Source organism: Mycobacterium sp. TY814 (genome assembly GCF_030755175.1).
GTDB lineage: Bacteria > Actinomycetota > Actinomycetes > Mycobacteriales > Mycobacteriaceae > Mycobacterium.
Map to the genome: position 1 here is coordinate 43,879 of NZ_JAUFRY010000002.1, position 22,416 is coordinate 66,294.

Consider the following 22,416-nt stretch of genomic DNA (forward strand, 5'->3'; position numbering starts at 1 on the left):
CGGCACCGTCGGTGCCGATTGAGCAGGACGGGCCGGGATTAACGAATCAGCAGCCGGTTCTTTGCGCCGGCTGTACTGGCGAGGCCAGCCGGGTGGGCTGGTCGTATCCGCGAAGCACCACCGACTCGCCCAAACGCCAACGGGCAGACTCGTTTTCGTCAGCTCCACGCACGGCGTCCGAAGATGCCAGTAGATATCCGGGGTACTTCTTGGCCAGGGTGCACAACCGCGCGGCCTCGTTCACCGGCCCGCCGATCACGGTGTACTCGAAACGCTCGTTGGCGCCCACATTGCCCGCAACGACCTGGCCTGCGGCCACCCCGATTCCGGCTTTGAGTTCTGGAATTTCGTTCACCAGTCGGTCGGCGATAGAACGCGCGGCGGCGAGCGCTGAATTTTCGGCGCAAGCGAGGTGGTTGGGGGCTCCGAAGATGGCCAGTGACGCGTCGCCCGCGAACTTGTTCACCAGTCCCTGGAAAGCATTGATCTGCTCCACGATGATGGCGAAGAACCTGTTGAGCAGCGCGACGGTCTCGGCGGGAGGCTGGCTGGTGACCAGCTTGGTGGAGTCGATGATGTCGATGAACACCACCGCGACGTGACGCTCCTCGCCGCCGAGCTTCGGCAGTTCCCGTTCGGCCGCGGCCGCCACCTCCCGGCCGACGTACCGGCCGAACAGGTCGCGCACACTTTCACGTTGACGCAGACCGTCGACCATGTTGTTGAATCCGCGCTGCAGTTCACCCAATTCGGTCCCGTCGAAGACCACCATGTCACTGTGCAGATCACCCTGCTCGACGCGTTTGAGAGCCGCACGCACCACCCGCACCGGCGTGGCCGTCAGCCAGGCCAACACCCACATGAGGACGAATCCGAAGAGGAGCGTCGGTGCCGTCACGAGGATCACCCACCTGACAAACTGGGCGCCGGTGATATCGCGCAAGGTCAGATCGAGGATCGCCAACAGCGACACGCTGACCGTGGGAACCGCGGCCGTGATGAGCCAGCCGGTCATCGTCCTGCTCATGATTCCCGAGGCCAGCCGGCGCGGCGGCGGTCCCGCCTCCAGTGCGCGGGCGGCCACCGGGCGCAGCGCGAACTCAGCGAACAGGTAGCAGCCGGTGGCGACACCGAGGCCGGATATGCCTGTCGCGAAAAGCATTCGGGGGATCAGCAACGAGTTGTAAATCCCGTAGACGTAGGTCAGCAGGGCTGTCCAGATTCCCCAGAAGACGAGGTGGAAAACGGCGAGTCGCCACGGAATCAGTAGCGTGTTCCGCTGATCGCGAAGGGTGGGTGTGTCTCCTTGAATCGCCCACCGCAGTGATCGCACAATCCGTGAGGTAAGCCAGATACCGCCCACAGCGAGGCTGGCCGCTAGGTAGAACGGTCCTACGAGAAACTCGATCCAGGGCTGGATCTTGGTTCTGGCGGGCGGCACCGGCACCGACACAATCAGTGTCAGCATTACGCCGACTCCGATGAGGTTCGCAACCGCGACGACAAGAGTCAGCATTGCCTGCAAGCGGATGCGTGTCGTGTGCTCACTGTCCGACCGCTTACCCAACAGCCAGGAGCCATACGATGTCGTTTCGGGTGGGGGGATGCCGTAACGCGTCACGGTCCCGAGCGCGTTGGTCAGGCGCTGGGCAGCGTTATCCCTCGCTGTCATGGTGGCGGAGCCTAGCCGGGTTGACACGTTTTTGGGTAGAGCGAGCGGGAAATGATTCAGCAGGGATGCACCAGCTGAATGGGCTCATCATGGCTGCGCCGCGTCACCGTCTCGCCTAAATCCCCAAGGCGACTTTCGGTTTCGTTTGCGCTCTGTACTGTCGCCGAGTTCGTCAACTGTATCTGGGTAGTGCGACGTCGCCAGTGAGCAGAACCGGGCTGCTTGGTGGACCGGCCGCAGATCACCGTGTATTCGGATCGCTCATGGGCGCCGACGTTGCCTGCCACGATCTCCCGCGAGGGATCACCTTCGAACTTGTTGTCCAGCCCGCAGTTTCGGTCGACCTCGTCGACCACGATCGCGAACATGCGAACCTGCCGGCAGGCCTGATCTTCCGAGACGTGCCCGAGCACCCATGAACGTAGGCGGGAATGTTCGGCCGGGCACCTTGACGGGTCAGCTTTTCCAGGAAGTGGCCAGGCGCTTCGGGGTACGCGTTGCTGGGACCTCTTCGTTCGACATGGCGGCGTCAGCCTAATTCGCGAGACAGCGATTGCGGCCGGGTCGGGTGAAGGAGATGAGCCAGCTGCGTTGGCTGGTCGTGGCCACGAAGGGTCACCGTTCCGCCGGGCGACCATAAAGCGCGCTCGTCTTCGCCTGCGCTGTGCAGCATTTCGAAGCTCGCCAGCAACCTGTCGTCGTGGGACTTCGCCAGCTCGCACAGTCGGGCCGCCTCGTTGACGGGCTCCCCGATAACCGTGTACTCGAAGCGCTCTTTGGCACCCACGTTGCCGGCCACGACGGTTCCGGCCGCCACGCCGATGCCGGCCTGGCACTCCGACATCTCGGTGGCCATCCGATGGGCGATCGCTCGTGCGGTGGCCAGTGCGGCGTCCTCGGGGCAATCCAGATGATTCGGGGCGCCGAAAATCGCCAGCGATGCGTCACCCTCGAACTTGTTGACCAGCCCCTGGCGGCAGTCCACCTCCTCGACGACGATCGTGAAGAATTTGTTGAGCACATCGACGACGTCCACCGGTGGCCGGCTGCGGACCAGCTTGGTGGACCCGACGATGTCGATGAACACCACGGCGACGTGGCGTTCCTCGCCGCCGAGCTTGGGCCGCTCCCGCTCCGCGGCGGCGGCGACTTCGCGGCCGACATGTCTGCCGAACAGGTCGCGGATCCGCTCGCGCTCGCGCAGCCCGTCGACCATGGCGTTGAAACCCCGTTGCAATTCCCCGATTTCGGTTCCGTCGAAGACGACCAGTTCGCCGTCCAGGTCGCCCTCCTCGACACGTTTGAGCGCCGCGCGCACCACTCGGACGGGCGTCACGGTCAGCCACGACATGATCCACATGACGATGTATCCGAAGACCAGCGTGGCCAGCGAGATGATCAGTACCGCGATTTCCAACTGGGTCTCGGTCAGGTCCCCGACCACCAGCGATATCACCGATATCAGGGCGTTGCCGGCCAGCGGCACACCGGAGCCGACCAGCCAGACGTTCATTGTCCGGGTCATCATGCCGGGGTTGAACCGTCTCAGCGTGCGGCCTGCCTCCAGTGCCTGCGCCGCCAGCGGCCGCAACGCGAACTCCGTTGCCAGGTAGCTGTTGGTTGCGACCAGAGCGCCGCAGATCGCGACCGTCAGAAAGACGATCGAGAAGAACACGCGGTCGATGGTCCCGTAGAGCGCACCCAGCGACGCGGCCGCGATATTCCAGAGAATGAAGTGGACGACTGCTACCCGGAACGGGGCCACCAGCGTCTTTCGCCCGTCGGCCGTGGTGGGCTCACGTTCCTCGACCGCCCACCGGCTGGATTCGGTGAGAATCCGTGCGGTGAGCCACACGGTAGCGCCGAGCATCGCGCACATCGGCGCCAATCCGAAAGTGAGCCAACGGGATCCGTCGATATAGATGTTGGGTGCCGGAAACGCGAGGCACAGGATCAGCACGACGAATCCGACGCCGGTCAGATTCGCCAGCAAGCTGTAGAGGCAGGCGATCAGCTTGATGCGCCGGCGCCGGCGGGACTGAGATTCGGTGACCTGGCCCAGCAACCAGGTGCCATACGCCTCCTTGGCCGACCGCCGCTCACCCCGCGGGGCTACCCGCTCGACGAACCGGCCCCAGAGCGACGGGCCCTTATCGGGAGTGCGCGTGGTCGACATGGTGGCGACAGCCTAGTTCTTCGTTTGCGGGATAGGTCACATTTCGTCGGGGTGGCCGGGCACTCTCGCGGCTGACCGCGCGGGCACGCTCGCGACCCACCTCCCGGGCACGTTTTAAGGTGGTCGGGTGCGTCTCGTCATCGCCCAGTGCACCGTCGACTACGTTGGCCGTCTCACCGCGCATCTCCCGTCCGCGCGCCGGCTGCTGTTGTTCAAGGCGGACGGTTCGGTCAGCGTGCATGCAGACGACCGCGCGTACAAGCCACTGAACTGGATGAGCCCGCCGTGCTGGCTGACCGAAGAGCCGGGCCCGGTGTGGGTGGTCGAGAACAAGACCGGTGAACAGTTGCGCATCACCGTCGAGGCCGTCGAGCACGACTCCAGCCACGATCTGGGCGTCGACCCTGGGCTGGTCAAGGACGGCGTCGAAGCGCACTTGCAGGCGCTGCTCGCCGAACACGTCGGCCTGCTGGGCGAGGGCTACACGTTGGTCCGCCGGGAGTACATGACCGCCATCGGACCGGTCGACCTGCTGTGCCGGGACGAGAAGGGCGGCTCGGTGGCTGTGGAGATCAAGCGGCGTGGCGAGATCGACGGTGTCGAGCAGCTCACCCGTTATCTGGAACTGCTGAACCGCGACACCGTTCTTGCGCCCGTCAAGGGCGTGTTCGCCGCCCAGCAGATCAAGCCGCAAGCCCGCACGCTGGCTACTGACCGTGGAATCCGTTGTCTGACACTGGATTACGACAAGATGCGCGGAATGGACAGCGACGAGTACCGGTTGTTCTGAGATGGCTCGGCGTCGCAGACCGCCACCCCGGCAGCCCTTGCGGCTACCGGCGCGGGTCGAGACCGGAGCCGACGGCTACGAGTACGAGGTTCGCCCGATTCCCGCGGCGCGCGCCGTCAAGACCTACCGGTGCCCCGGCTGCGACCACGAAATCCGCTCCGGCACTTCCCATGTGGTGGTATGGCCGGTAGGGGCGGCAGCGGCCGTGGACGACCGCAGGCACTGGCACACGCCGTGTTGGACCAATCGGGCCACTCGCGGTCCTACCCGCAAATGGTCCTGAAGAAAAGCTAGTGCGCCGCGGGCTCGACCAGCTCGATCAGGACTCCGCCGGCGTCCTTGGGGTGGATGAAGTTGATGCGCGAGTTCGCGGTGCCGCGGCGGGGCTTCTCGTACACCAGCCGCACACCCTGGGAGCGCAGCTGCTCGCACATGGCATCCAGGTCCCTGATCCGGCAGGCCAGCTGCTGAATGCCCGGTCCGCGCTTGTCGATGAACTTCGCGATCACCGAAGTCTCGTCGAGCGGCGCCATCAGCTGGATCTGGGCGCTGGTACCCGGGACGGCTAGCATTGCTTCGCGAATGCCCTGGTCATCGTTGATTTCTTCGTGCACCAGGATCATGCCGAGGTGGTCGTTGTACCACTCGATCGCGGCGTCAAGATCGGCGACTGCGATGCCGACGTGATCGAGTCCTGTCACCAGTGACGTAGCCAGAGTAGGACGGGCGTCAACTTGATCGGTCGTCATTACATAACGGTAACCTCATCAGAAAGAATCCGCTTCTCCGGGTTGGCCCGATCAGCCGTTCCCGTGCCGTTTAGGAGGTTTCATGACGACGTCGGTGATCGTTGCTGGGGCTCGGACGCCCATCGGCAAACTGATGGGTTCACTCAAGGACTTCAGTGCCAGCGACCTCGGTGCCATCGCGATCAAGGCCGCGCTGGAAAAGGCCAACGTGCCGGCATCGCTGGTCGAGTACGTGATCATGGGGCAGGTGCTCACCGCTGGTGCCGGGCAGATGCCGGCGCGTCAGTCGGCCGTGGGCGCCGGCATCGGCTGGGACGTCCCGGCCCTGACCATCAACAAGATGTGCCTGTCCGGAATCGACTCCATCGCCCTGGCTGACCAGCTGATTCGCGCCGGTGAGTTCGACGTGGTGGTCGCCGGCGGCCAGGAGTCGATGACCAAGGCGCCGCACCTGCTGATGGACAGCAGGGCCGGCTACAAGTACGGCGACGTCACGGTGCTCGACCACATGGCCTACGACGGCCTGCACGACGTGTTCACCGACCAGCCCATGGGCGCGCTGACCGAACAGCGCAACGACGTCGACAAGTTCACCCGCCAGCAACAGGACGAGTACGCGGCGCAGTCGCACCAAAAGGCCGCTGCCGCATGGAAAGACGGCGTGTTCGCCGACGAGGTGGTCCCAGTGCAGATCCCGCAGCGCAAGGGCGATCCGCTGCAGTTCAGCGAGGATGAAGGCATCCGGGCCAACACCACCGCCGACTCGCTGGCCGGGCTCAAACCCGCGTTCCGCAAGGACGGCACCATTACGGCTGGTTCGGCATCGCAGATCTCCGACGGTGCGGCCGCGGTCGTGGTCATGAACAAGGAGAAGGCTCAGGAGCTCGGATTGACCTGGCTGGTCGAGATCGGCGCACACGGCGTGGTGGCCGGGCCGGATTCCACGCTGCAGTCCCAGCCCGCCAACGCCATCAAGAAGGCCATCGCCCGCGAGGGCATCTCGGTCGACCAGCTTGACGTGGTGGAGATCAACGAGGCCTTTGCGGCAGTGGCTCTGGCCTCGACCAAGGAACTCGGCGTCAACCCGGACATCGTCAACGTCAACGGCGGTGCGATTGCCGTCGGGCACCCCATTGGAATGTCGGGAGCACGCATCACGCTGCACGTTGCGCTGGAATTGGCGCGTCGTGGATCGGGCTACGGTGTCGCGGCGCTGTGTGGCGCCGGCGGGCAGGGTGACGCACTGATTCTGCGGGCCGGGTAACCGGCCCGCCCGGCTGGCGAGTTTGCTGGCATGGCGCCGTGGCGGATACTGTCGGCATTACTGTGAGATTGGTCATAGCTCCGGCCCGAGGGCGTGCGAAGCCGAATTCCGGCTACTTTTCTTCCGCGCAGGAGGTCGCCGCGAGCAGGTCCTGACGGCGTGACAGACTTGAGACCGTGACACGTCCCCGACCCTCGATCGGGCCTGCGTTGGCCGGTGCGGTCGACCTGTCCGGTCTCAAGCAACGCGCACAGCAGAAGGCCAGTGCGCCTCCGGGCGGCTCCGGTGGCCCGGGTGGTACTGGTGGCTACGGCGGTCCCGGCGGCTCCGGTGGTCCCGGCATCATTCAGGTCACCGAGGCCAATTTCGAGGACGAGGTCATCAACCGGTCCGACGAGATCCCGGTCGTGGTGCTGCTGTGGTCGCCCCGCAGCGAGGTGTGCGTCGACCTGCTCGAGACGCTCGCCGGCCTGGCCGCCGACGACAACGGCACGTGGGCGCTGGCCGCGGCCAACGTCGACGCCGCGCCCGGCATAGCCCGGATCTTCGGCGTGCAGGCGGTCCCGACCGTAGTGGCTCTGGCGGCGGCGCAACCGGTTTCCAGCTTCCAGGGGCCGCAGCCGGCTGATCAGTTGCGGCGCTGGATCGACTCGCTGCTCGACGCCACGGCCGGGAAGCTCCGGGGCGGCTCCGGCTCCGGGCAGCCCGAAGAAGTCGATCCGGTGGTCGCGCAGGCGCGTCAGGAACTCGAGGCCGGCGACTTCGACGCGGCCAAACGGTCCTATGAGGCGGTCCTGGAGTCCGACCCCGGCAGCGTGGAAGCCAAGGGGGCCATCCGCCAGATCGGATTCCTCAGCCGCGCGACCGCGCATCCGCCCGAGTCGGTTGCGACGGCCGATGCGGCCCCCGACGACATCGATGCGGCCTTCGCCGCCGCCGACGTCCAGATCCTCAGCCAGGATGTCACCGGCGCCTTCGACCGTCTGATCGGATTGATCCGCCGGACGTCGGGCGATGACCGCAGCAGGGTGCGCACCCGGCTCATCGAGCTGTTCGAACTCTTCGACCCGGCCGACCCCGAAGTGGTCGCCGGCCGCCGCAACCTGGCCAACGCGCTGTACTGACAGGTTTTCCGCGAGCAGGCACAAAATCGCCCTGGAACGCGCGTTCCAGGGCGATTTTGTGTCTGCTCGCCAAGGGGGAGCCGGGCCTAGGCGGGTTCGAGCCAGATCGCGGACAGCGGTGGCAACACCAGCACCGCTGACGCGGGGCGACCGTGCCACGGGTCGTCGGTGGCGTCGACGCCTCCGAGGTTGCCGATTCCCGAACCGTTGTAGACCGTCGCGTCGGTGTTGAGCACCTCGCGCCAGCGGCCGGCCTGGGGCAGGCCCAGGCGGTAGTTGCCGTGTTCAGCTCCGGCGAAGTTGAACACACACGCCAGCACCGAGCCGTCGCTGCCGTAGCGCAGGAAGCTCAGCACGTTGTTGCCCGAGTCGTTGGCGTCGATCCACGAATAGCCCTCGGGTGTCGTGTCCCTGCTCCACAGTGCGGGGTGACTCGAGTAGATCCCGTTGATGTCCCGGACCAGGCGCAGCACGCCGTTAGAGAAACCCTGCTCATCGAGCTGCCACCAGTCCAGGCCGCGTTCCTCTGACCACTCGGCGCGCTGGCCGAACTCCTGGCCCATGAACAGCAACTGCTTACCGGGGTGAGCCCACTGGTAGGCGAGCAGGCTGCGCAGCCCGGCCGCTTTGGCGTGGTTGTCGCCGGGCATCCGCCCCCACAACGTGCCCTTGCCGTGCACCACCTCGTCGTGGCTGAGCGGCAGCACGTAGTTCTCGCTGAACGCATACAGCATCGAGAAGGTCATCTCGTGGTGGTGGTAGGTGCGATAGATCGGGTCGCGGCTGAAGTAGTCGAGCGTGTCGTGCATCCAGCCCATGTTCCACTTCATCGAAAAGCCCAGCCCGCCAAGGCTGGTCGGCCGGGTGACGCCCGGCCACGACGTCGACTCCTCGGCGATGGTGACGATACCGGGCGCGGCCTTGTGCGCGGTGGCGTTCATCTCCTGCAGGAACTGCACCGCCTCCAGGTTCTCCCGACCGCCATAGATGTTCGGCGTCCAACCCCCCTCGGGGCGCGAGTAATCCAGATACAACATCGACGCGACCGCATCGACCCGCAGGCCGTCCATGTGGAACTCCTGTAGCCAGTACAGGGCATTGGCCACCAGGAAGTTCCGTACTTCCGGACGTCCGAAGTCGAAAACGTAGGTACCCCAGTCCAATTGCTCGCCGCGCTTGGGGTCGGAGTGTTCGTAGAGCGGGGTTCCGTCGAAGCGCCCCAGTGCCCATGCGTCTTTCGGGAAGTGCGCCGGCACCCAGTCAACGATGACGCCGATGCCGGCCTGGTGCAGAGCGTCGACCAGCGTCCGGAATTCATCCGGAGTGCCGAAGCGGGACGAGGGTGCGTAGTACGACGTCACCTGGTATCCCCAGGACCCGCCGAAAGGATGCTCGGCGACGGGCAACAGTTCGACGTGGGTGAACCCTTGTTCGACAACGTATTCGGTTAGCTGCTCGGCGAGCTCTCGATACCCGAGTCCGGGACGCCACGAGCCGAGGTGCACTTCGTAGGTGCTCATCGGCTCGAAAACCGGGTTGCGCTGGGCGCGCTGCTGCAGCCATTCCTGGTCGTTCCAGGTGTACTCGCTCACCGTCACGCGCGACGCGGTCTGCGGCGGCACCTCGGTGCCGAACGCGAACGGGTCGGCACGATCGGTGACGGCGCCGTCGGCGCCGTGCACCCGGAACTTGTACAGGCCGTCGATCGGAAAGTCGGGCCAGAACAGCTCCCAGACGCCGGAGGAACCCAGCGTCCGCATCGGGGCGTCGGTACCGGTCCAGCCGTTGAACTCGCCGATCAGGCTGACGCCCTTGGCATTCGGTGCCCACACCGCGAACGACACGCCGCTGACCGTGCCGTCGGGCGTGGTGAACGAACGGGGATGGGCGCCCAGCACCTCCCAGAGGCGTTCGTGGCGTCCCTCGGCGAACAGGTGCAGGTCGACCTCGCCCAGGGTGGGCAGGAACCGGTAGGCGTCGGCCACCGTGTGCGGTTCGGACCCGTCATAGGTCACCTCGAGCCGGTAGTCGACGAGGTCGGCGAACGGCAGGGCGACGGCGAACACCCCAGAATCGATGTGCTCCAAGGGCGCTCTGTCTTCGCCGACGAGGGCGACGACGCTGGCCGCGTGCGGACGGAACGCCCGGATGACGGTGTGGTCGCCGTATTCGTGCGCGCCCAGAATGCCGTGTGGGTTGTGATTAGTACCTGCTATCAGGCTGGCCAGTTCGGCGGGATCGGGCGCCAGATGCGTTGTGGCGAGTTCATCGGTGTGATTCACTTGCCCTCACCTCCTGCGTAGCAGCGTGATTCGGGATTCTTCGGGTACGAGCGGCATGTTGATGACGTGGGCGACGGCGCGCCCCGGGTCGATGCGGATGTAATTGGATTGCCCCCATTGGTATTCCTCGCCGGTGATCTCGTCGCGCACCCAGAAGCGCTCGTAGGGCTCCATGCCCAGTGCTGCCATGTCCAGGTGCAGAATCGCTTCTTCGGGCCCGAATGCGTTCAGCGTCACCACCACCAGCACGCAGTCGCCGGTTTCCGCGTCGAACTTGCTGTAAGCCAGCAGCGCGTCGTTGTCCACCGTGTGGAAGTGGATGGTGCGCAGCTGCTGCAGAGCCGGGTGCAGCCGCCGAATCTCGTTGAGCCGGGCGATGAACGGCTCCAACGACCGGCCTTCGGCCAGCGCGCCGGCGAAGTCGCGGGGCCGCAATTCGTACTTTTCCGAGTCGAGGTATTCCTCGCTGCCTTCGCGCACCGCGCGGTGCTCGAAGAGCTCGTAGCCGGAGTACACCCCCCACGCCGGGCTCATCGTTGCCGCCAGCACCGCGCGGATGGCGAACATGCCCGGACCGTTGTGCTGCAGCACCTCGTGCAGGATGTCCGGGGTGTTGACGAACAGATTCGGCGTCCGGAAGTCGGCGAGCTTGGCGATGTCGTTGCCGAACTCGGTGAGCTCCCACTTCGCCGTGCGCCAGGTGAAGTAGCTGTAGGACTGCGTGAAGCCCAGCTTGGCCAGCCCGTACTGGCGGGCCGGCGGGGTGAACGCTTCGGACAGGAACAGCACATCAGGGTCGACGGCCTTCACCTGGCCGATCAGCCAGGCCCAGAAGTCCGGTGGCTTGGTGTGCGGGTTGTCCACCCGAAACACCTTGACCCCGTGCTGAATCCAGTGACGCACCACCCGCAGCACCTCGTTGTAGAGCCCGGCGGGATCGTTGTCGAAGTTGAGCGGATAGATGTCCTGGTATTTCTTCGGCGGGTTCTCCGCGTAGGCGATGGTGCCGTCGGGCAGTTCGGTGAACCACTGGCGGTGGTCCCGGGCCCACGGGTGGTCCGGGGCGCACTGCAGCGCCAGGTCCAGCGCCACCTCCATGCCTAATTCTCTTGTAGCCGAGACGAAGTCGTCGAAGTCGTCGATCGTGCCCAGCGCCGGGTGGACGGCGTCGTGGCCGCCCTCGTCGCTGCCGATGGCCCAGGGCGATCCCACGTCGCCCGCGGCGGCGGTCGGATTGTTGTTGCGCCCCTTGCGGTGCACCTTGCCGATCGGGTGGATCGGCGGCAGGTAAACCACATCGAATCCCATATCGGCGATCCGGGGCAGCGCCGCCGCGGCAGTGGCGAACGTACCGTGCACCGGGCGGCCTTCGGCGTCCCAGCCGCCGGTGGAGCGGGGGAACATCTCATACCACGACCCGAAACGAGCCAGGGTCCGGTCCACCCAGATGCCGTACTGCTGGCCACGGGTGACCAACTCGCGCAACGGGAACTGGTCGAGCAGGTCCTCGACGTCGGGTGCCAGTGCCAACGCGGTGCGGGTCAACGGATCACCGGGCTTGCGCAGAGCCGCGGCGGCATCGAGCAGCGGGTTCCGCTGTTGGCGCGGGACGCCGGTGGCGGCGCGTTCGAACAGTGCGGCGCCCACCAGCAGATCGTTGGAGAGTTCCTTTTCGCCCTGGCCCGCATCGAGTTTGGCGACCAGTCCGTGGCGCCAGGAATGAATCGGGTCACCCCATCCGTCTACCCGGAAAGTCCACAATCCCACCCTGTCCGGCGCGAATTGTCCGTGGAACACGTAGGGCTCCAGGCCCATCGTCATCGGAAACTGCCGCGGTTTGACCTTCTCGGCGACTTCGACGCCCCCAGTCTCCTGCTCGGCGGCGGCTTGCACGGCTTTCATCCCGCGCGCGTCGGCGACGTGGGGGTAGCGGCTGCCGAGGTAGCGCACGACCAGGGTCGCCGCCACCGCCTCGTGCCCCTCGCGCCACACCGCCGCGCTGACCGGAATCACCTCACCGACCACCGCCTTGGCAGGATACGTACCACACGAGACCACGGGCTGAACGTCGTCGATCTCGATACGACCGGGCACCCAATCACTCCATTCGATTTCCCGGCTCTTCGGCGGCCCGTCGTTGCGCCGCGTCGTCGCCGGGGCGTTCCGGATTCGTCACCCCAGGCGGCCGCACGGTCGTCGTTGAGGTGTTATTCGTCAGCTCGATGTCTGTCGCCTCTTTGCGCCCCATACCCACCCTAGTGTCCTGCTACACCGGCGGGTGCTGAAGCACACTCGGCACGTGCAGGCCACGGAACGCTGCACGCAGCGAAAACCGCACTAAGGTTGAGATGCGTGAAAGCCCTCCGCCGCTTTACCGTCCGCGCCCACCTTCCTGACCGCCTGGCTGCGCTCGACCAGCTGTCGACCAACCTGCGCTGGTCGTGGGAGAAACCCACGCAGGACCTGTTCGCGAGCATCGACCCGGACCTGTGGTTCAAATGCGGCAAGGACCCGGTTGCGGTGCTGGGCGCCGTCAAGCCTGCGCGGCTCGACGAGTTGGCGTCCGACGAGGATTTCCTGCGTAGGCTCGACGAACTCGCAGCCGACTTGAACGACTATCTGACCCGTCCGCTCTGGTATCAGCAACAGGAAGCGGCCGGGGTCGTGATGCCCACCGGGATCGCCTATTTCTCGATGGAATTCGGCGTCGCGGAAGTGCTGCCGAATTATTCCGGTGGCCTCGGGATCCTGGCCGGTGATCATCTGAAGTCGGCCTCGGATCTGGGGTTGCCGCTGATCGCGGTCGGCCTGTATTACCGCTCCGGCTACTTCCGGCAGTCCCTGACCGCCGACGGTTGGCAGCAGGAGACCTACCCGTCGCTGGACCCGCAGGGATTGCCATTGCGGTTGCTGACCGACGCCACCGGTGACCCGGTGCTGGTCGAATTGGCGTTGCCGGATTCCGCGCGGCTGCGGGCGCGGGTGTGGGTGGCGCAGGTCGGCCGGGTGCCGCTGCTGCTGCTGGATTCCGATGTGCCGGAGAACGAGCATGATCTGCGCAGCGTCACCGACCGTCTGTACGGCGGCGATCAGGAACACCGCATCAAGCAGGAGATTCTGGCCGGCATCGGCGGGGTGCGGGCGATCCGTGCGTTCACTGCGATCGAGGGTCGCCCGGCCCCCGAGGTGTTCCACATGAATGAGGGCCACGCCGGCTTCCTCGGTGCCGAACGCATCCGCGAGCTGGTCACCGAGGCGGGACTCGACTACGACACCGCTGTGACGGTGGTGCGGTCCAGCACGGTATTCACCACACACACCCCGGTCCCGGCCGGCATCGACCGGTTCCCGGTGGAGATGGTGCAGCGGTACTTCGACGACGAAGGCGACAGCGTGACCACGCTCCTGCCGGGCGTACCGACACAGCGGATCCTCGCCCTGGGCGCCGAGGAGGATCCTGCGAAGTTCAACATGGCCCACATGGGGCTGCGCTTGGCGCAGCGGGCCAACGGGGTGTCGTTGTTGCACGGCGAGGTGAGCCGGGAGATGTTCAATGAACTCTGGCCTGGCTTCGACCCCGCCGAGGTGCCGATCGGGTCGATCACCAACGGCGTGCACGCGCGTACCTGGGCTGCGCCCCAGTGGCTGCAACTGGGCCGCGAGCTGGCGGGGTCCGACTCGTTCAGCGAGCCCGCCGTGTGGTTGCGGCTGCAGCAGGTCGACCCGGGGCATCTGTGGTGGATCCGGTCCCAGCTGCGCGAGCTGCTGGTCGAGGACGTTCGGGCGCGGCTGCGGCAGTCGTGGCTTGAGCGGGGCGCATCTGAAGCCGAGTTAGGTTGGATCGCAAAGGCATTCGATCCCAATGTGCTGACGGTCGGGTTCGCCCGGCGAGTCCCGACGTACAAGCGGCTTACCCTGATGCTGCGCGACCCGAGCCGGCTGGAGCGCCTGCTGCTGGACGAGGAACGCCCGATTCAGCTGATAGTCGCCGGCAAGTCGCACCCCGCCGACGACGGCGGCAAGGCGCTGATCCAGCAGGTGGTGCGGTTCGCCGACCGGCCGGAGGTGCGGCACCGGATCGCGTTTCTGCCGAACTACGACATGTCGATGGCGCGGTTGCTGTACTGGGGCTGCGACGTGTGGCTGAACAACCCACTGCGGCCGCTGGAGGCCTGCGGCACGTCGGGCATGAAAAGCGCCCTCAACGGCGGCCTGAACCTGTCGATCCGCGACGGCTGGTGGGATGAGTGGTACGACGGCGAAAACGGTTGGGAGATACCGTCCGCCGACGGTGTCGCCGATGAGGACCGGCGTGACGACCTGGAGGCCACCGCGCTCTACAACCTGCTGGAGCAGGCGGTGGCCCCGAAGTTTTACGAACGCGACGAGCATGGGGTGCCGCCGCGCTGGATCGAGATGGTGCGACACACCCTGCAGACATTGGGCCCCAAGGTGCTGGCCTCCCGGATGGTCACCGACTACGTCGAGCGTTACTACACCCCGGCGGCCCAGTCGCGACGCAGCACCATCGCGGACGCGTTCGAGCCGGCTCGTGAGTTGACGGCATACCGGCGGCGGGCCGAGGAGGCGTGGCCCCGGATCGTCGTCACCGATGTCGACAGCACCGGACTGCCCGACACACCGCTGCTCGGGTCGAAACTGACGTTGACCGCGACCGTCCAGTTAGCGGGGCTGGCGCCTGATGAGGTGACGGTGCAGGCGGTGCTGGGCCGGGTCGACAGCGGCGACGAGCTGCTCGACCCGCTGACCGTGGAGATGACGTACACCGGCAGCGCCGAGGGTGGCAACCAGGTCTTCTCCACGACGACGCCGCTGCCTCTGGCCGGGGCGCTGGGTTACACGGTGCGGGTGCTGCCGCGTCACCCGATGCTGGCCGCCAGCAGCGAGCTGGGCCTGGTCACATTGGCCTGAGTCTCCACCGCGAGCAGACGCGAAATCGCACTCTAATCACGGGCGGGTTCACGCGGTCGTCGCAACACTCTCGATTTGAGAGGTTGCGGCGACCGTGTCGTTTTCCAAGGACTGTGTTCGGCTTGGTGATTTGTTAGCAAAGTTGGTGGATGCCGGTGTGCCCGTGAAGGAGGCCGCCGCCCAGTTGGGTGTCTCGCGGGGTCGTGGGTATGCGATTTTGGCGGCCTTGGGCCGGCCCGTGGGTTCCCCGCGCCCGGATGTTAGTGGTGTGGATATCAGCCGGGTCGTGGCGGTCTTCGAGGCTACGGGTTCAGTCAATGCGGCGGCGAAGGCGGTCGGTGTGTCGCACAGTACTGCCCGGCGGATGCTGGTGGAGCTTGGCTTGGTCAGCCAGCAGCGGCGGCCGTTCGGTAAGCCGGTGGCCCGGGCCCGGTTCTTTGAGTTGCTTGAGCAGGGCTGGTCGGTCGGCCGGGCGGCGCGCGAGGTCGGGGTCCACGTAGGCACGGCCCGGAATTGGCGCGACGGTATCGTGCGGGTCGCCGACACGCGGGTGCGCCGAGACGGCACGGTCATCCAGTACCGCGCCGCCGGGCGCTACACACAGGTGGTGAACACCGACAAAGTGGCCGTGGCGGCGATCAGTGAGCGCTACCTGTCGTTATCGGATCGGTTGGCCATCGCCGACGGGTTGGTCAACGGATGGACCTTGACCGCGATCGGCGCCCGGATCGGCAAGCACAAGTCAACGGTCTCGCGTGAGGTCGCCGCGCGCAGTGTGCAGGGGGTGTATCTGCCCTATCACGCTGATCGGGCCGCCCACGCCGCTCGGAGCCGGCCTAAAGCAGCCAAACTGGTGATCAACCAGAAGCTGCGCCAGGCGGTGGAGCAGGGGCTGTCCCAACGGTGGTCTCCCGAAGAGATCTCTTACCGCCTGGTCAAGGACTTCCCCGACGATGAAAGCATGCGGGTGAGCACGGAAACGATCTACCAGGCCCTGTACTTTCAAGCCCGAGGTGGCCTCAAACGTGAACTCACACAGGCACTTCGCAGTGGACGCACAATACGCAAACCCCGTCGCCGCCCTGATCAGCGCACCCAACGGTTTATCGATCCGATGATCATGATCAGTGATCGCCCCGCCGAAATCGCCGACCGCGCGGTACCTGGGCACTGGGAAGGCGACTTGATCATGGGACAAGCCAACAAGACCGCGATCGCCACCCTGGTCGAACGCGCCACCCGTTACACACTTCTGGTGCCTCTACCCAACGGCCACCACGCCGAAGCCGTCCGTGATGGCCTGATCGCCACGATCGCATCGCTGCCAGCTCATCTGCGCGGCTCACTGACCTGGGATCAGGGATCGAAAATGGCAGGACATAAACAGTTCTCCATGGCCACCGACATGGCCGTCTACTTCTGCGATCCCGCCAGCCCCTGGCAGCGCGGCACCAACGAGAACACCAACGGCCTTTTGCGCCAATACTTCCCCAAGGGAACCGACCTAAGTGTCTATGGCCCCGAAGACCTCGAACACGTCGCCCAGCAACTCAACGGACGCCCACGCAAAACACTCGACTGGGATACCCCAGCCGAGCGCCTGCGTGATCTACTACTGGCCAACTAACCAGCAGTGTTGCAACGACTCCTAGAAACCGCCACGGAGAGTCGTGCGATTTCGCGTCTGTTCGCGCCAAGCGAGTCAGCGCGGCGGCGGGGATTCGCGCAAACGCGTCAGCGCGGCGCGGACCTGCTGGGCGTTGGTGGTCTGCCAGAACGGCGGCAGCGACGCGCGCAGGTAGTCGCCGTAGCGTGCCGTCACCATGCGCGAGTCCAGCACCGCGACCACACCGCGGTCAGAGACCCGGCGCAGCAGCCGGCCCGAACCCTGCGCCAGCAACAGCGCCGCATGACTGGCCGCCACCGCCATGAATCCGTTGCCGCCGCGGGCGGCCACCGCGCGCTGGCGCGCGCTCAGCAGTGGGTCGTCGGGGCGGGGGAACGGGATGCGATCGATCAGCACCAGGGACAGCGACGGACCCGGGACGTCGACGCCCTGCCACAGTGACAACGTCCCGAACAGCGATGTCTCGGGGTCCTCGGCGAATTGCTCGACCAGTGCCGAGGTGCTGTCGTCGCCCTGACACAAAACGGGGGTGGCCAGCCGCTCACGCATGGCCTCGGCGGCGGCCCGCGCCGCGCGCATCGACGAGAAGAGCCCCAGTGTGCGACCGCCCGCGGCGGTGATCAACTCCGCGATCTCGTTGAGTTGTTCGGCCGAGCCGGTGCCGTCCCGACCGGGCGGCGGCAGATGCGCGGCGACGTAAAGGATCCCCGACTTGGCGTGACTGAACGGCGATCCCACATCGATACCCCGCCACGTCGTGTCTGCCTCGGTGAGGCCCCAGGCCTGCGCCATCGCGTCGAAAGCGCCGCCGACCGTGAGGGTCGCCGATGTCAGCACGGTCGTGGCACGCGAGAACACTTTCTCGGCCAGCAGGCCGGACACCGACAGGGGCGCCACGCGCAGCACCGCGCGTGGCGAACCGCGGATCTCCTCGTGATCCAGCCAGACGATGTCCGTGCGATCGGGGATGGCCGGACCGAACGAATCGAGCATCCGCGCCGCCGTATCGGAGATCTCGATCAATGCCGACGCCGCTTCCGCGCGTGCCGCCGCCGCCCGCGCGTCGCTGGTGCTCTCGATCGCCGACCGGGCCGCATTGGCGGCGTCGCGCAACGCGGCCAGGTACGTCGCCAGCTCGTCGTCGAGGTGGTCGATACGGCCCGGCGCGGCGTCGTGGATCGCCGAGGAGAAGGTGGTCGAGGCTGCCTCCAGGCGATCGACCAGTTCCGGGCCGACCAGTCGGGCGACGCGGCGTGCGGCCACCCCCAGGGTCGCCGACGTCAGCTCGGCCGTGGCCACCGAGGTCACCCGGTCGGTCAGCTCGTGCGCTTCGTCGACCACCAGCAAGGAGTGTTCCGGCAGCACCGCGGAGTCCGATACGGCATCGATCGCCAGTAGCGCATGGTTGGTGACGACGACATCGGCGGTTCCGGCCCGCGCCCGTGCGCGCTCGGAGAAACACTCCGCGCCGAACGAGCAGCGCGCCACCCCGATGCATTCCCGCGCCGAAACGCTGACCTGCGACCAGGACCGGTCCGGTACACCGGGCTTCAGGTCGTCACGGTCACCGGAGTCCGTTTCGGCCGACCACTCGGTCAGCCGTTGCACGTCGCGGCCCAGCGCCGTGACTGCCATCGGGTTGAACAGTTCCTCCTGTGGCCGGTCGTCGGTGTCCTCCCCGGCGCTGCCGTTATGAATCTTGTTCAGGCACAGATAGTTTCGCCGGCCCTTCAACAGCGCGAAGGTCGGTGGCCGGGGCAGCGCGCCGGCCAGTGAATCGGCCAGCCGGGGCAGGTCGCGGTCGACGAGCTGGCGCTGCAACGCGATCGTGGCGGTCGACACGACCACGGGTGCGTCGTCCTCGATTGCCCGGACGATGGAAGGCACCAGGTACGCCAACGACTTTCCGGTGCCGGTGCCGGCCTGCACAACCAGGTGCTCGCCGGTGTCGAAGGCGCGCGCCACCTCGGTGGCCATCTCCACCTGACCGCTGCGCTCGCTGCCGCCGAGCGCCGATACCGCGATCGCCAGCAACGCCGGGACGGACTCGGTCATCGGTTCAGGCCGGAATGGTTCGCGTCGGGATCGCCGGATCGCCGGGCGACAGGGCCAGTCCCTCCCACGGCAGGCTGCGCTGCCCGGCGGCGACCAAGTTCCGCGCCACTGTCAAATCACTGTCCATCAGGACCTCGCCGCCGTGAACCAGCGCCGTGGTCAGGACACGGTGCGGCTCGCTGACCGACGGCGCGCGCCCGAACGGATGCACGACCTCCTCGGTGATCGTGCCCGTCGGCCGCGACAACCGCAGCGCCGCTTTGCGGCCGCCGTGCGACTCCTTCTGGCTGCTGCGCTTCTGCACCGCGATGCCGTCCACCTCCACCAGCTTGTAGACCATGCTCGCCGTCGGCGCACCCGAGCCGGTGACCAGGGAGGTGCCCACCCCGTAACTGTCCACCGGAGCGGCGAGCAAGCCCGCGATGGCGAACTCGTCGAGATCGCTGGACAGCACGATGCGGGTCTTCGAGGCACCCAGCTCATCGAGTTGGGCACGCACCTGGTGGGCCAGCACCGCCAGGTCGCCGGAGTCGATCCGGACGGCACCCAGCTCCGTACCGCCAGCGGCCACGGCGTTGGCCACCCCGGTGGTGACGTCGTACGTGTCGACCAGCAGGGTGGTATCCGGCCCCAGTGCCGCGACCTGCGCGCGGAATGCCGCCAACTCGTCGGGGCCCTGATCGGTGGTGTGCAGCATGGTGAACGCGTGCGCGGCGGTTCCCACCGACGGCACACCGTATCGACGCTGCGCCTCAAGGTTGGATGATCCGGCGAATCCTGCGATGTAGGCGGCCCGCGCGGATGCGACCGCCGCCTGCTCATGGGTGCGCCGCGAACCCATTTCGATCACGGGGCGGTCGCCGGCCGCGCTGACCATGCGCGCGGCCGCCGACGCGATCGCGGTGTCGTGGTTGAAGATCGACAGGATCAGGGTTTCCAGCAGCACGCATTCGGCGAAGCTGCCGTGCACCGTCAACACCGGGGAGTACGGGAAGTACAGCTCGCCCTCGGCGTACCCGTCGATGTCCCCGCGGAAGCGGAAGTCCCGCAGATACTCCACCGTGTCGGCGTCGAGGAACTCCGACAGCAACGCACAGGCGTCGCCGTCGAACCTGAACTGCGGCAAGGTCTCCAGCAGCCGGCCGGTTCCGGCGACCACCCCGTAGCGCCGGCCCGCCGGAAGCCGCCGCGCGAACACTTCCCAGCTGGTGCGCCGGTGCGCGGTACCGTCGCGCAGGGCCGCGGCCAGCATGGTCAACTCGTATTTGTCGGTCAGCAGCCCAGCAAGTACCGAGTCGTTCACATCGCAAAGGTATCGGCTGGCTGCAATACCGGCCTGGCTCGGTATCCTTACGCCATGGTTGTAGCGATCGCGCCGGCCAAGCCGGGCAGCACCGGGCAACGAGAATCCGCTCCGGTCGAAGCTACGACGAGTCCATGGGTGACCATCGTCTGGGACGACCCGGTCAACTTGATGACCTACGTGACGTATGTCTTCCAGAAGTTGTTCGGGTACAGCGAACCGCACGCCACCAAGCTGATGCTGCAGGTGCACAACGAAGGAAAGGCCGTGGTGTCGTCAGGCAGTCGGGAGTCCATGGAGGTCGACGTGTCCAAGCTCCATGCCGCCGGGTTGTGGGCGACCATGCAGCAGGACCGCTGAGTTCTGATAGTGCGCAAATGGAAGCGCGTCGAAACCCGCAACGGACCTCGTTTCCGGTCGTCGCTGGCCCCGCACGAGGCGGCTCTGCTGCAGAACCTGGTGAGTGCGATGGCCGGCCTGCTCGACGAGCGGCAGGCCACGTCGCCGGCTGACGAACTCGAAGAGATCACCGGTATCAAGACCGGACATTCCGAGCGTCCGGCGGACGCGACACTCGGGCGCCTGCTACCGGACTTCTATCGCAACGACGACGGCGATCCACTGACTCTGGAGGCCTCCGAAGCCCTGAACTCGGCGCTGCGCAGTCTGCACGAGCCGGAGATCATCGAGGCCAAACGGGTTGCGGCGCAACAGTTGCTGGATACGTTGCCGGTCAACGGCGGCAGGTTCGAGCTGACCGAGGAGAGCGCCAACGCCTGGATTTCGGCCGTCAACGATCTGCGGCTGACGTTGGGCGTCATGCTCGAGATCGGGCCGCAAGGCCCGGAGCGGTTGCCCGCCGACCACCCGCTGGCCGCCCACTTCGACGTCTATCAGTGGCTGACGGTGTTGCAGGAGTATCTGGTGCTGGTGCTGATGGGGCCACGATGACCCCTGTAATAGGCAAGACGGTCAGATGAACTCCATCACCGACGTCGGTGGAATCCGCGTCGGCCATCACCATCGGCTGGACCCCGACGCGTCCCTCGGGGGCGGGTGGGCCTGCGGCGTCACCGTGGTGCTGCCGCCCCCGGGCACGGTGGGCGCCGTGGACTGCCGCGGCGGTGCGCCGGGAACGCGAGAGACCGACCTGCTCGACCCCGTCAACAGCGTGCGCTACGTCGACGCGGTGCTGCTGGCCGGCGGCAGTGCGTTCGGGCTCGCCGCCGCCGACGGCGTCATGCGCTGGCTGGAGGAACGTCAGCGCGGCGTGGCCATGGGTGACGGCGTGGTGCCGATCGTCCCGGGGGCGGTGATCTTCGATCTTCCGGTCGGAGCCTGGGATTGCCGGCCGACGGCCGAGTTCGGCTACGCCGCATGCGTGGCGGCCGACGGCTCCGGCGACGCGGCGCCAGTCGCCGTCGGGACGGTCGGCGCCGGCGTCGGGGCGCGCGTCGGAGTGCTGAAAGGGGGCGTCGGGACCGCGTCGGTCACGCTTCCCTCCGGCATCACCGTCGGGGCGCTGGCCGTGGTGAACGCGGCCGGCGAAGCCGTCGACCCAGCGACCGGCCTGCCGTGGATGGCGGAGTTGACCGACCAGTTCGCGCTGACGCCACCGCCGTCCGAGCAGATCGCGGCGCTGGCGCAGTTACCGTCCCCGTTGAGCGAGCTGAATACCACGATCGCCGTGGTCGCCACGGATGCGGCGCTCAGCCCCGCGGGGTGCCGTCGCGTCGCGATCGCCGCCCACGACGGTCTGGCCCGGACGCTGCGGCCCGCTCACACCCCCCTGGACGGCGACACCGTCTTCGCCCTGGCGACCGGCGCCGTCGAGGTGCCACCGTCCGCCAAGACCCCGGCCGCGCTGTCGCCGGAGACCGGTCTGCTCACCACGGTGGGCGCGGCCGCCTCTGACTGCCTGGCCCGGGCGGTGCTCGACGGAGTCATCGCCGCGGAATCGGTGGCCGCGATACCGGCGTACCGCGACGTGCTGCCGGGTGCGTTCCGGCAATGAAGGCATCGCGGTGCTGGTGATCCGTGCCGATCTCGTCGACGCGATGGTCGCCCATGCCCGCCGGGACCACCCCGACGAAGCCTGCGGTGTACTGGCCGGTCCGGACGGCTCGGACCGTCCGGAGCGACACATTCCCATGGTCAACGCGGAACGGTCGCCGACGTTCTACCGATTCGATTCCGGCCAGCAACTCGAGGTGTGGCAGGCCATGGAGCGCGCGAATGAGGGCCCCGTCGTCATCTACCACTCCCACCCCGGCAGCGACGCGTATCCGAGTCGCACGGATATCGACCTGGCGGCCGAACCCGGCGCGCACTATGTGGTGGTGTCCACCCGAGACCCGCACCGGCACGAACTGCGCAGCTACCGCATTGTCAACGGTGTCGTCAGCGAGGAACCTGTTGACATCGTCGAGCAGTACTGAGCCC

At 66.7% G+C, this 22,416-nt stretch carries 18 protein-coding genes; 10 read left to right on the forward strand and 8 right to left on the reverse strand.

Going from position 1 to position 22,416, the window contains the following annotated elements; all coding sequences use genetic code 11:
• Positions 1-46: 46 nt before the first annotated feature.
• The 3 genes from QXH22_RS14070 to QXH22_RS14080 all read right to left on the reverse strand — a co-directional run bounded on the left by QXH22_RS14070 (position 47) and on the right by QXH22_RS14080 (position 3,848).
• A complete protein-coding gene (locus QXH22_RS14070; protein ID WP_306245180.1) occupies positions 47-1,672 on the reverse strand; it encodes an adenylate/guanylate cyclase domain-containing protein in 1,626 nt (541 codons plus the stop codon).
• 56 nt (positions 1,673-1,728) lie between these two features.
• Positions 1,729-2,040: a hypothetical protein gene (locus tag QXH22_RS14075; RefSeq protein ID WP_306276058.1), complete on the reverse strand. Its 312-nt coding sequence runs from the start codon at positions 2,038-2,040 to the stop codon at positions 1,729-1,731.
• Positions 2,041-2,201: 161 nt separating this feature from the next.
• Positions 2,202-3,848 carry an adenylate/guanylate cyclase domain-containing protein gene (locus tag QXH22_RS14080; RefSeq protein WP_306276059.1) on the reverse strand — a complete coding sequence of 549 codons (1,647 nt, stop codon included), beginning with the start codon at positions 3,846-3,848 and terminating at the stop codon, positions 2,202-2,204.
• Between the two features lie 127 nt (positions 3,849-3,975).
• Here QXH22_RS14080 and nucS point away from each other — a divergent pair, with 127 nt between their 5' ends.
• Entirely contained in the window at positions 3,976-4,638 is a 663-nt protein-coding gene (nucS, locus tag QXH22_RS14085; protein WP_306276060.1) for an endonuclease NucS, read from the forward strand.
• Between the two features lies 1 nt (position 4,639).
• A complete protein-coding gene (locus tag QXH22_RS14090) occupies positions 4,640-4,921 on the forward strand; it encodes a hypothetical protein (RefSeq protein WP_306245173.1) in 282 nt (93 codons plus the stop codon).
• A 7-nt stretch (positions 4,922-4,928) separates the two neighbouring features.
• Here the strand turns inward: QXH22_RS14090 and mce are convergent, their stop codons facing one another.
• Positions 4,929-5,387, reverse strand: coding sequence for a methylmalonyl-CoA epimerase (gene mce, locus QXH22_RS14095; RefSeq protein ID WP_306245172.1), 459 nt, complete (start codon positions 5,385-5,387; stop codon positions 4,929-4,931).
• Between the two features lie 82 nt (positions 5,388-5,469).
• Between mce and QXH22_RS14100 the strand changes: the two genes are divergently transcribed.
• Both QXH22_RS14100 and QXH22_RS14105 read left to right on the forward strand, forming a co-directional pair.
• Positions 5,470-6,651, forward strand: coding sequence for an acetyl-CoA C-acetyltransferase (locus tag QXH22_RS14100; RefSeq protein WP_306276062.1), 1,182 nt, complete (start codon positions 5,470-5,472; stop codon positions 6,649-6,651).
• A gap of 176 nt (positions 6,652-6,827) precedes the next feature.
• The gene (locus tag QXH22_RS14105) at positions 6,828-7,775 is read left to right on the forward strand and encodes a tetratricopeptide repeat protein (protein WP_306276064.1); all 948 of its coding nucleotides are present in this window, start codon (positions 6,828-6,830) and stop codon (positions 7,773-7,775) included.
• 86 nt (positions 7,776-7,861) lie between these two features.
• Here QXH22_RS14105 and glgB read toward each other — a convergent pair whose 3' ends face one another.
• Complete coding sequence (glgB, locus tag QXH22_RS14110; protein WP_306276065.1) at positions 7,862-10,057, reverse strand: 1,4-alpha-glucan branching protein GlgB; 2,196 nt, start codon at positions 10,055-10,057, stop codon at positions 7,862-7,864.
• 6 nt (positions 10,058-10,063) lie between these two features.
• Positions 10,064-12,151, reverse strand: a complete 2,088-nt coding sequence (locus QXH22_RS14115; RefSeq protein WP_306276067.1) for an alpha-1,4-glucan--maltose-1-phosphate maltosyltransferase — start codon at positions 12,149-12,151, stop codon at positions 10,064-10,066.
• 258 nt (positions 12,152-12,409) lie between these two features.
• On the opposite strand from QXH22_RS14115, the gene QXH22_RS14120 reads away from it, so the two are divergent.
• Both QXH22_RS14120 and QXH22_RS14125 read left to right on the forward strand, forming a co-directional pair.
• Complete coding sequence (locus QXH22_RS14120; protein ID WP_306245164.1) at positions 12,410-14,989, forward strand: glycosyltransferase family 1 protein; 2,580 nt, start codon at positions 12,410-12,412, stop codon at positions 14,987-14,989.
• A gap of 364 nt (positions 14,990-15,353) precedes the next feature.
• Positions 15,354-16,616, forward strand: a complete 1,263-nt coding sequence (locus QXH22_RS14125; RefSeq protein WP_371934273.1) for an IS30 family transposase — start codon at positions 15,354-15,356, stop codon at positions 16,614-16,616.
• Between the two features lie 75 nt (positions 16,617-16,691).
• On the opposite strand, the gene QXH22_RS14130 is transcribed toward QXH22_RS14125, so the two are convergent.
• Both QXH22_RS14130 and QXH22_RS14135 read right to left on the reverse strand, forming a co-directional pair.
• Positions 16,692-18,671, reverse strand: a complete 1,980-nt coding sequence (locus tag QXH22_RS14130) for an ATP-dependent DNA helicase (RefSeq protein ID WP_371934225.1) — start codon at positions 18,669-18,671, stop codon at positions 16,692-16,694.
• A gap of 4 nt (positions 18,672-18,675) precedes the next feature.
• The gene (locus QXH22_RS14135; RefSeq protein ID WP_306276070.1) at positions 18,676-19,974 is read right to left on the reverse strand and encodes a nicotinate phosphoribosyltransferase; all 1,299 of its coding nucleotides are present in this window, start codon (positions 19,972-19,974) and stop codon (positions 18,676-18,678) included.
• A 54-nt stretch (positions 19,975-20,028) separates the two neighbouring features.
• Here QXH22_RS14135 and clpS point away from each other — a divergent pair, with 54 nt between their 5' ends.
• Genes clpS through QXH22_RS14155 form a run of 4 tightly spaced genes read left to right on the forward strand, consistent with a single transcriptional unit; the run spans position 20,029 to position 22,412 of the window.
• Positions 20,029-20,334: an ATP-dependent Clp protease adapter ClpS gene (clpS, locus tag QXH22_RS14140; RefSeq protein WP_055579620.1), complete on the forward strand. Its 306-nt coding sequence runs from the start codon at positions 20,029-20,031 to the stop codon at positions 20,332-20,334.
• 9 nt (positions 20,335-20,343) lie between these two features.
• Positions 20,344-20,925: a DUF2017 domain-containing protein gene (locus QXH22_RS14145; RefSeq protein WP_306245158.1), complete on the forward strand. Its 582-nt coding sequence runs from the start codon at positions 20,344-20,346 to the stop codon at positions 20,923-20,925.
• Positions 20,926-20,950: 25 nt separating this feature from the next.
• On the forward strand, positions 20,951-21,988 hold the full coding sequence (locus QXH22_RS14150; protein ID WP_306276071.1) for a P1 family peptidase: 1,038 nt from the start codon (positions 20,951-20,953) through the stop codon (positions 21,986-21,988).
• On the forward strand, positions 21,972-22,412 hold the full coding sequence (locus QXH22_RS14155) for a Mov34/MPN/PAD-1 family protein (protein ID WP_371934226.1): 441 nt from the start codon (positions 21,972-21,974) through the stop codon (positions 22,410-22,412). The genes QXH22_RS14150 and QXH22_RS14155 overlap by 17 nt, the downstream gene beginning before the upstream one ends.
• The last annotated feature ends 4 nt before the right edge of the window (positions 22,413-22,416 follow it).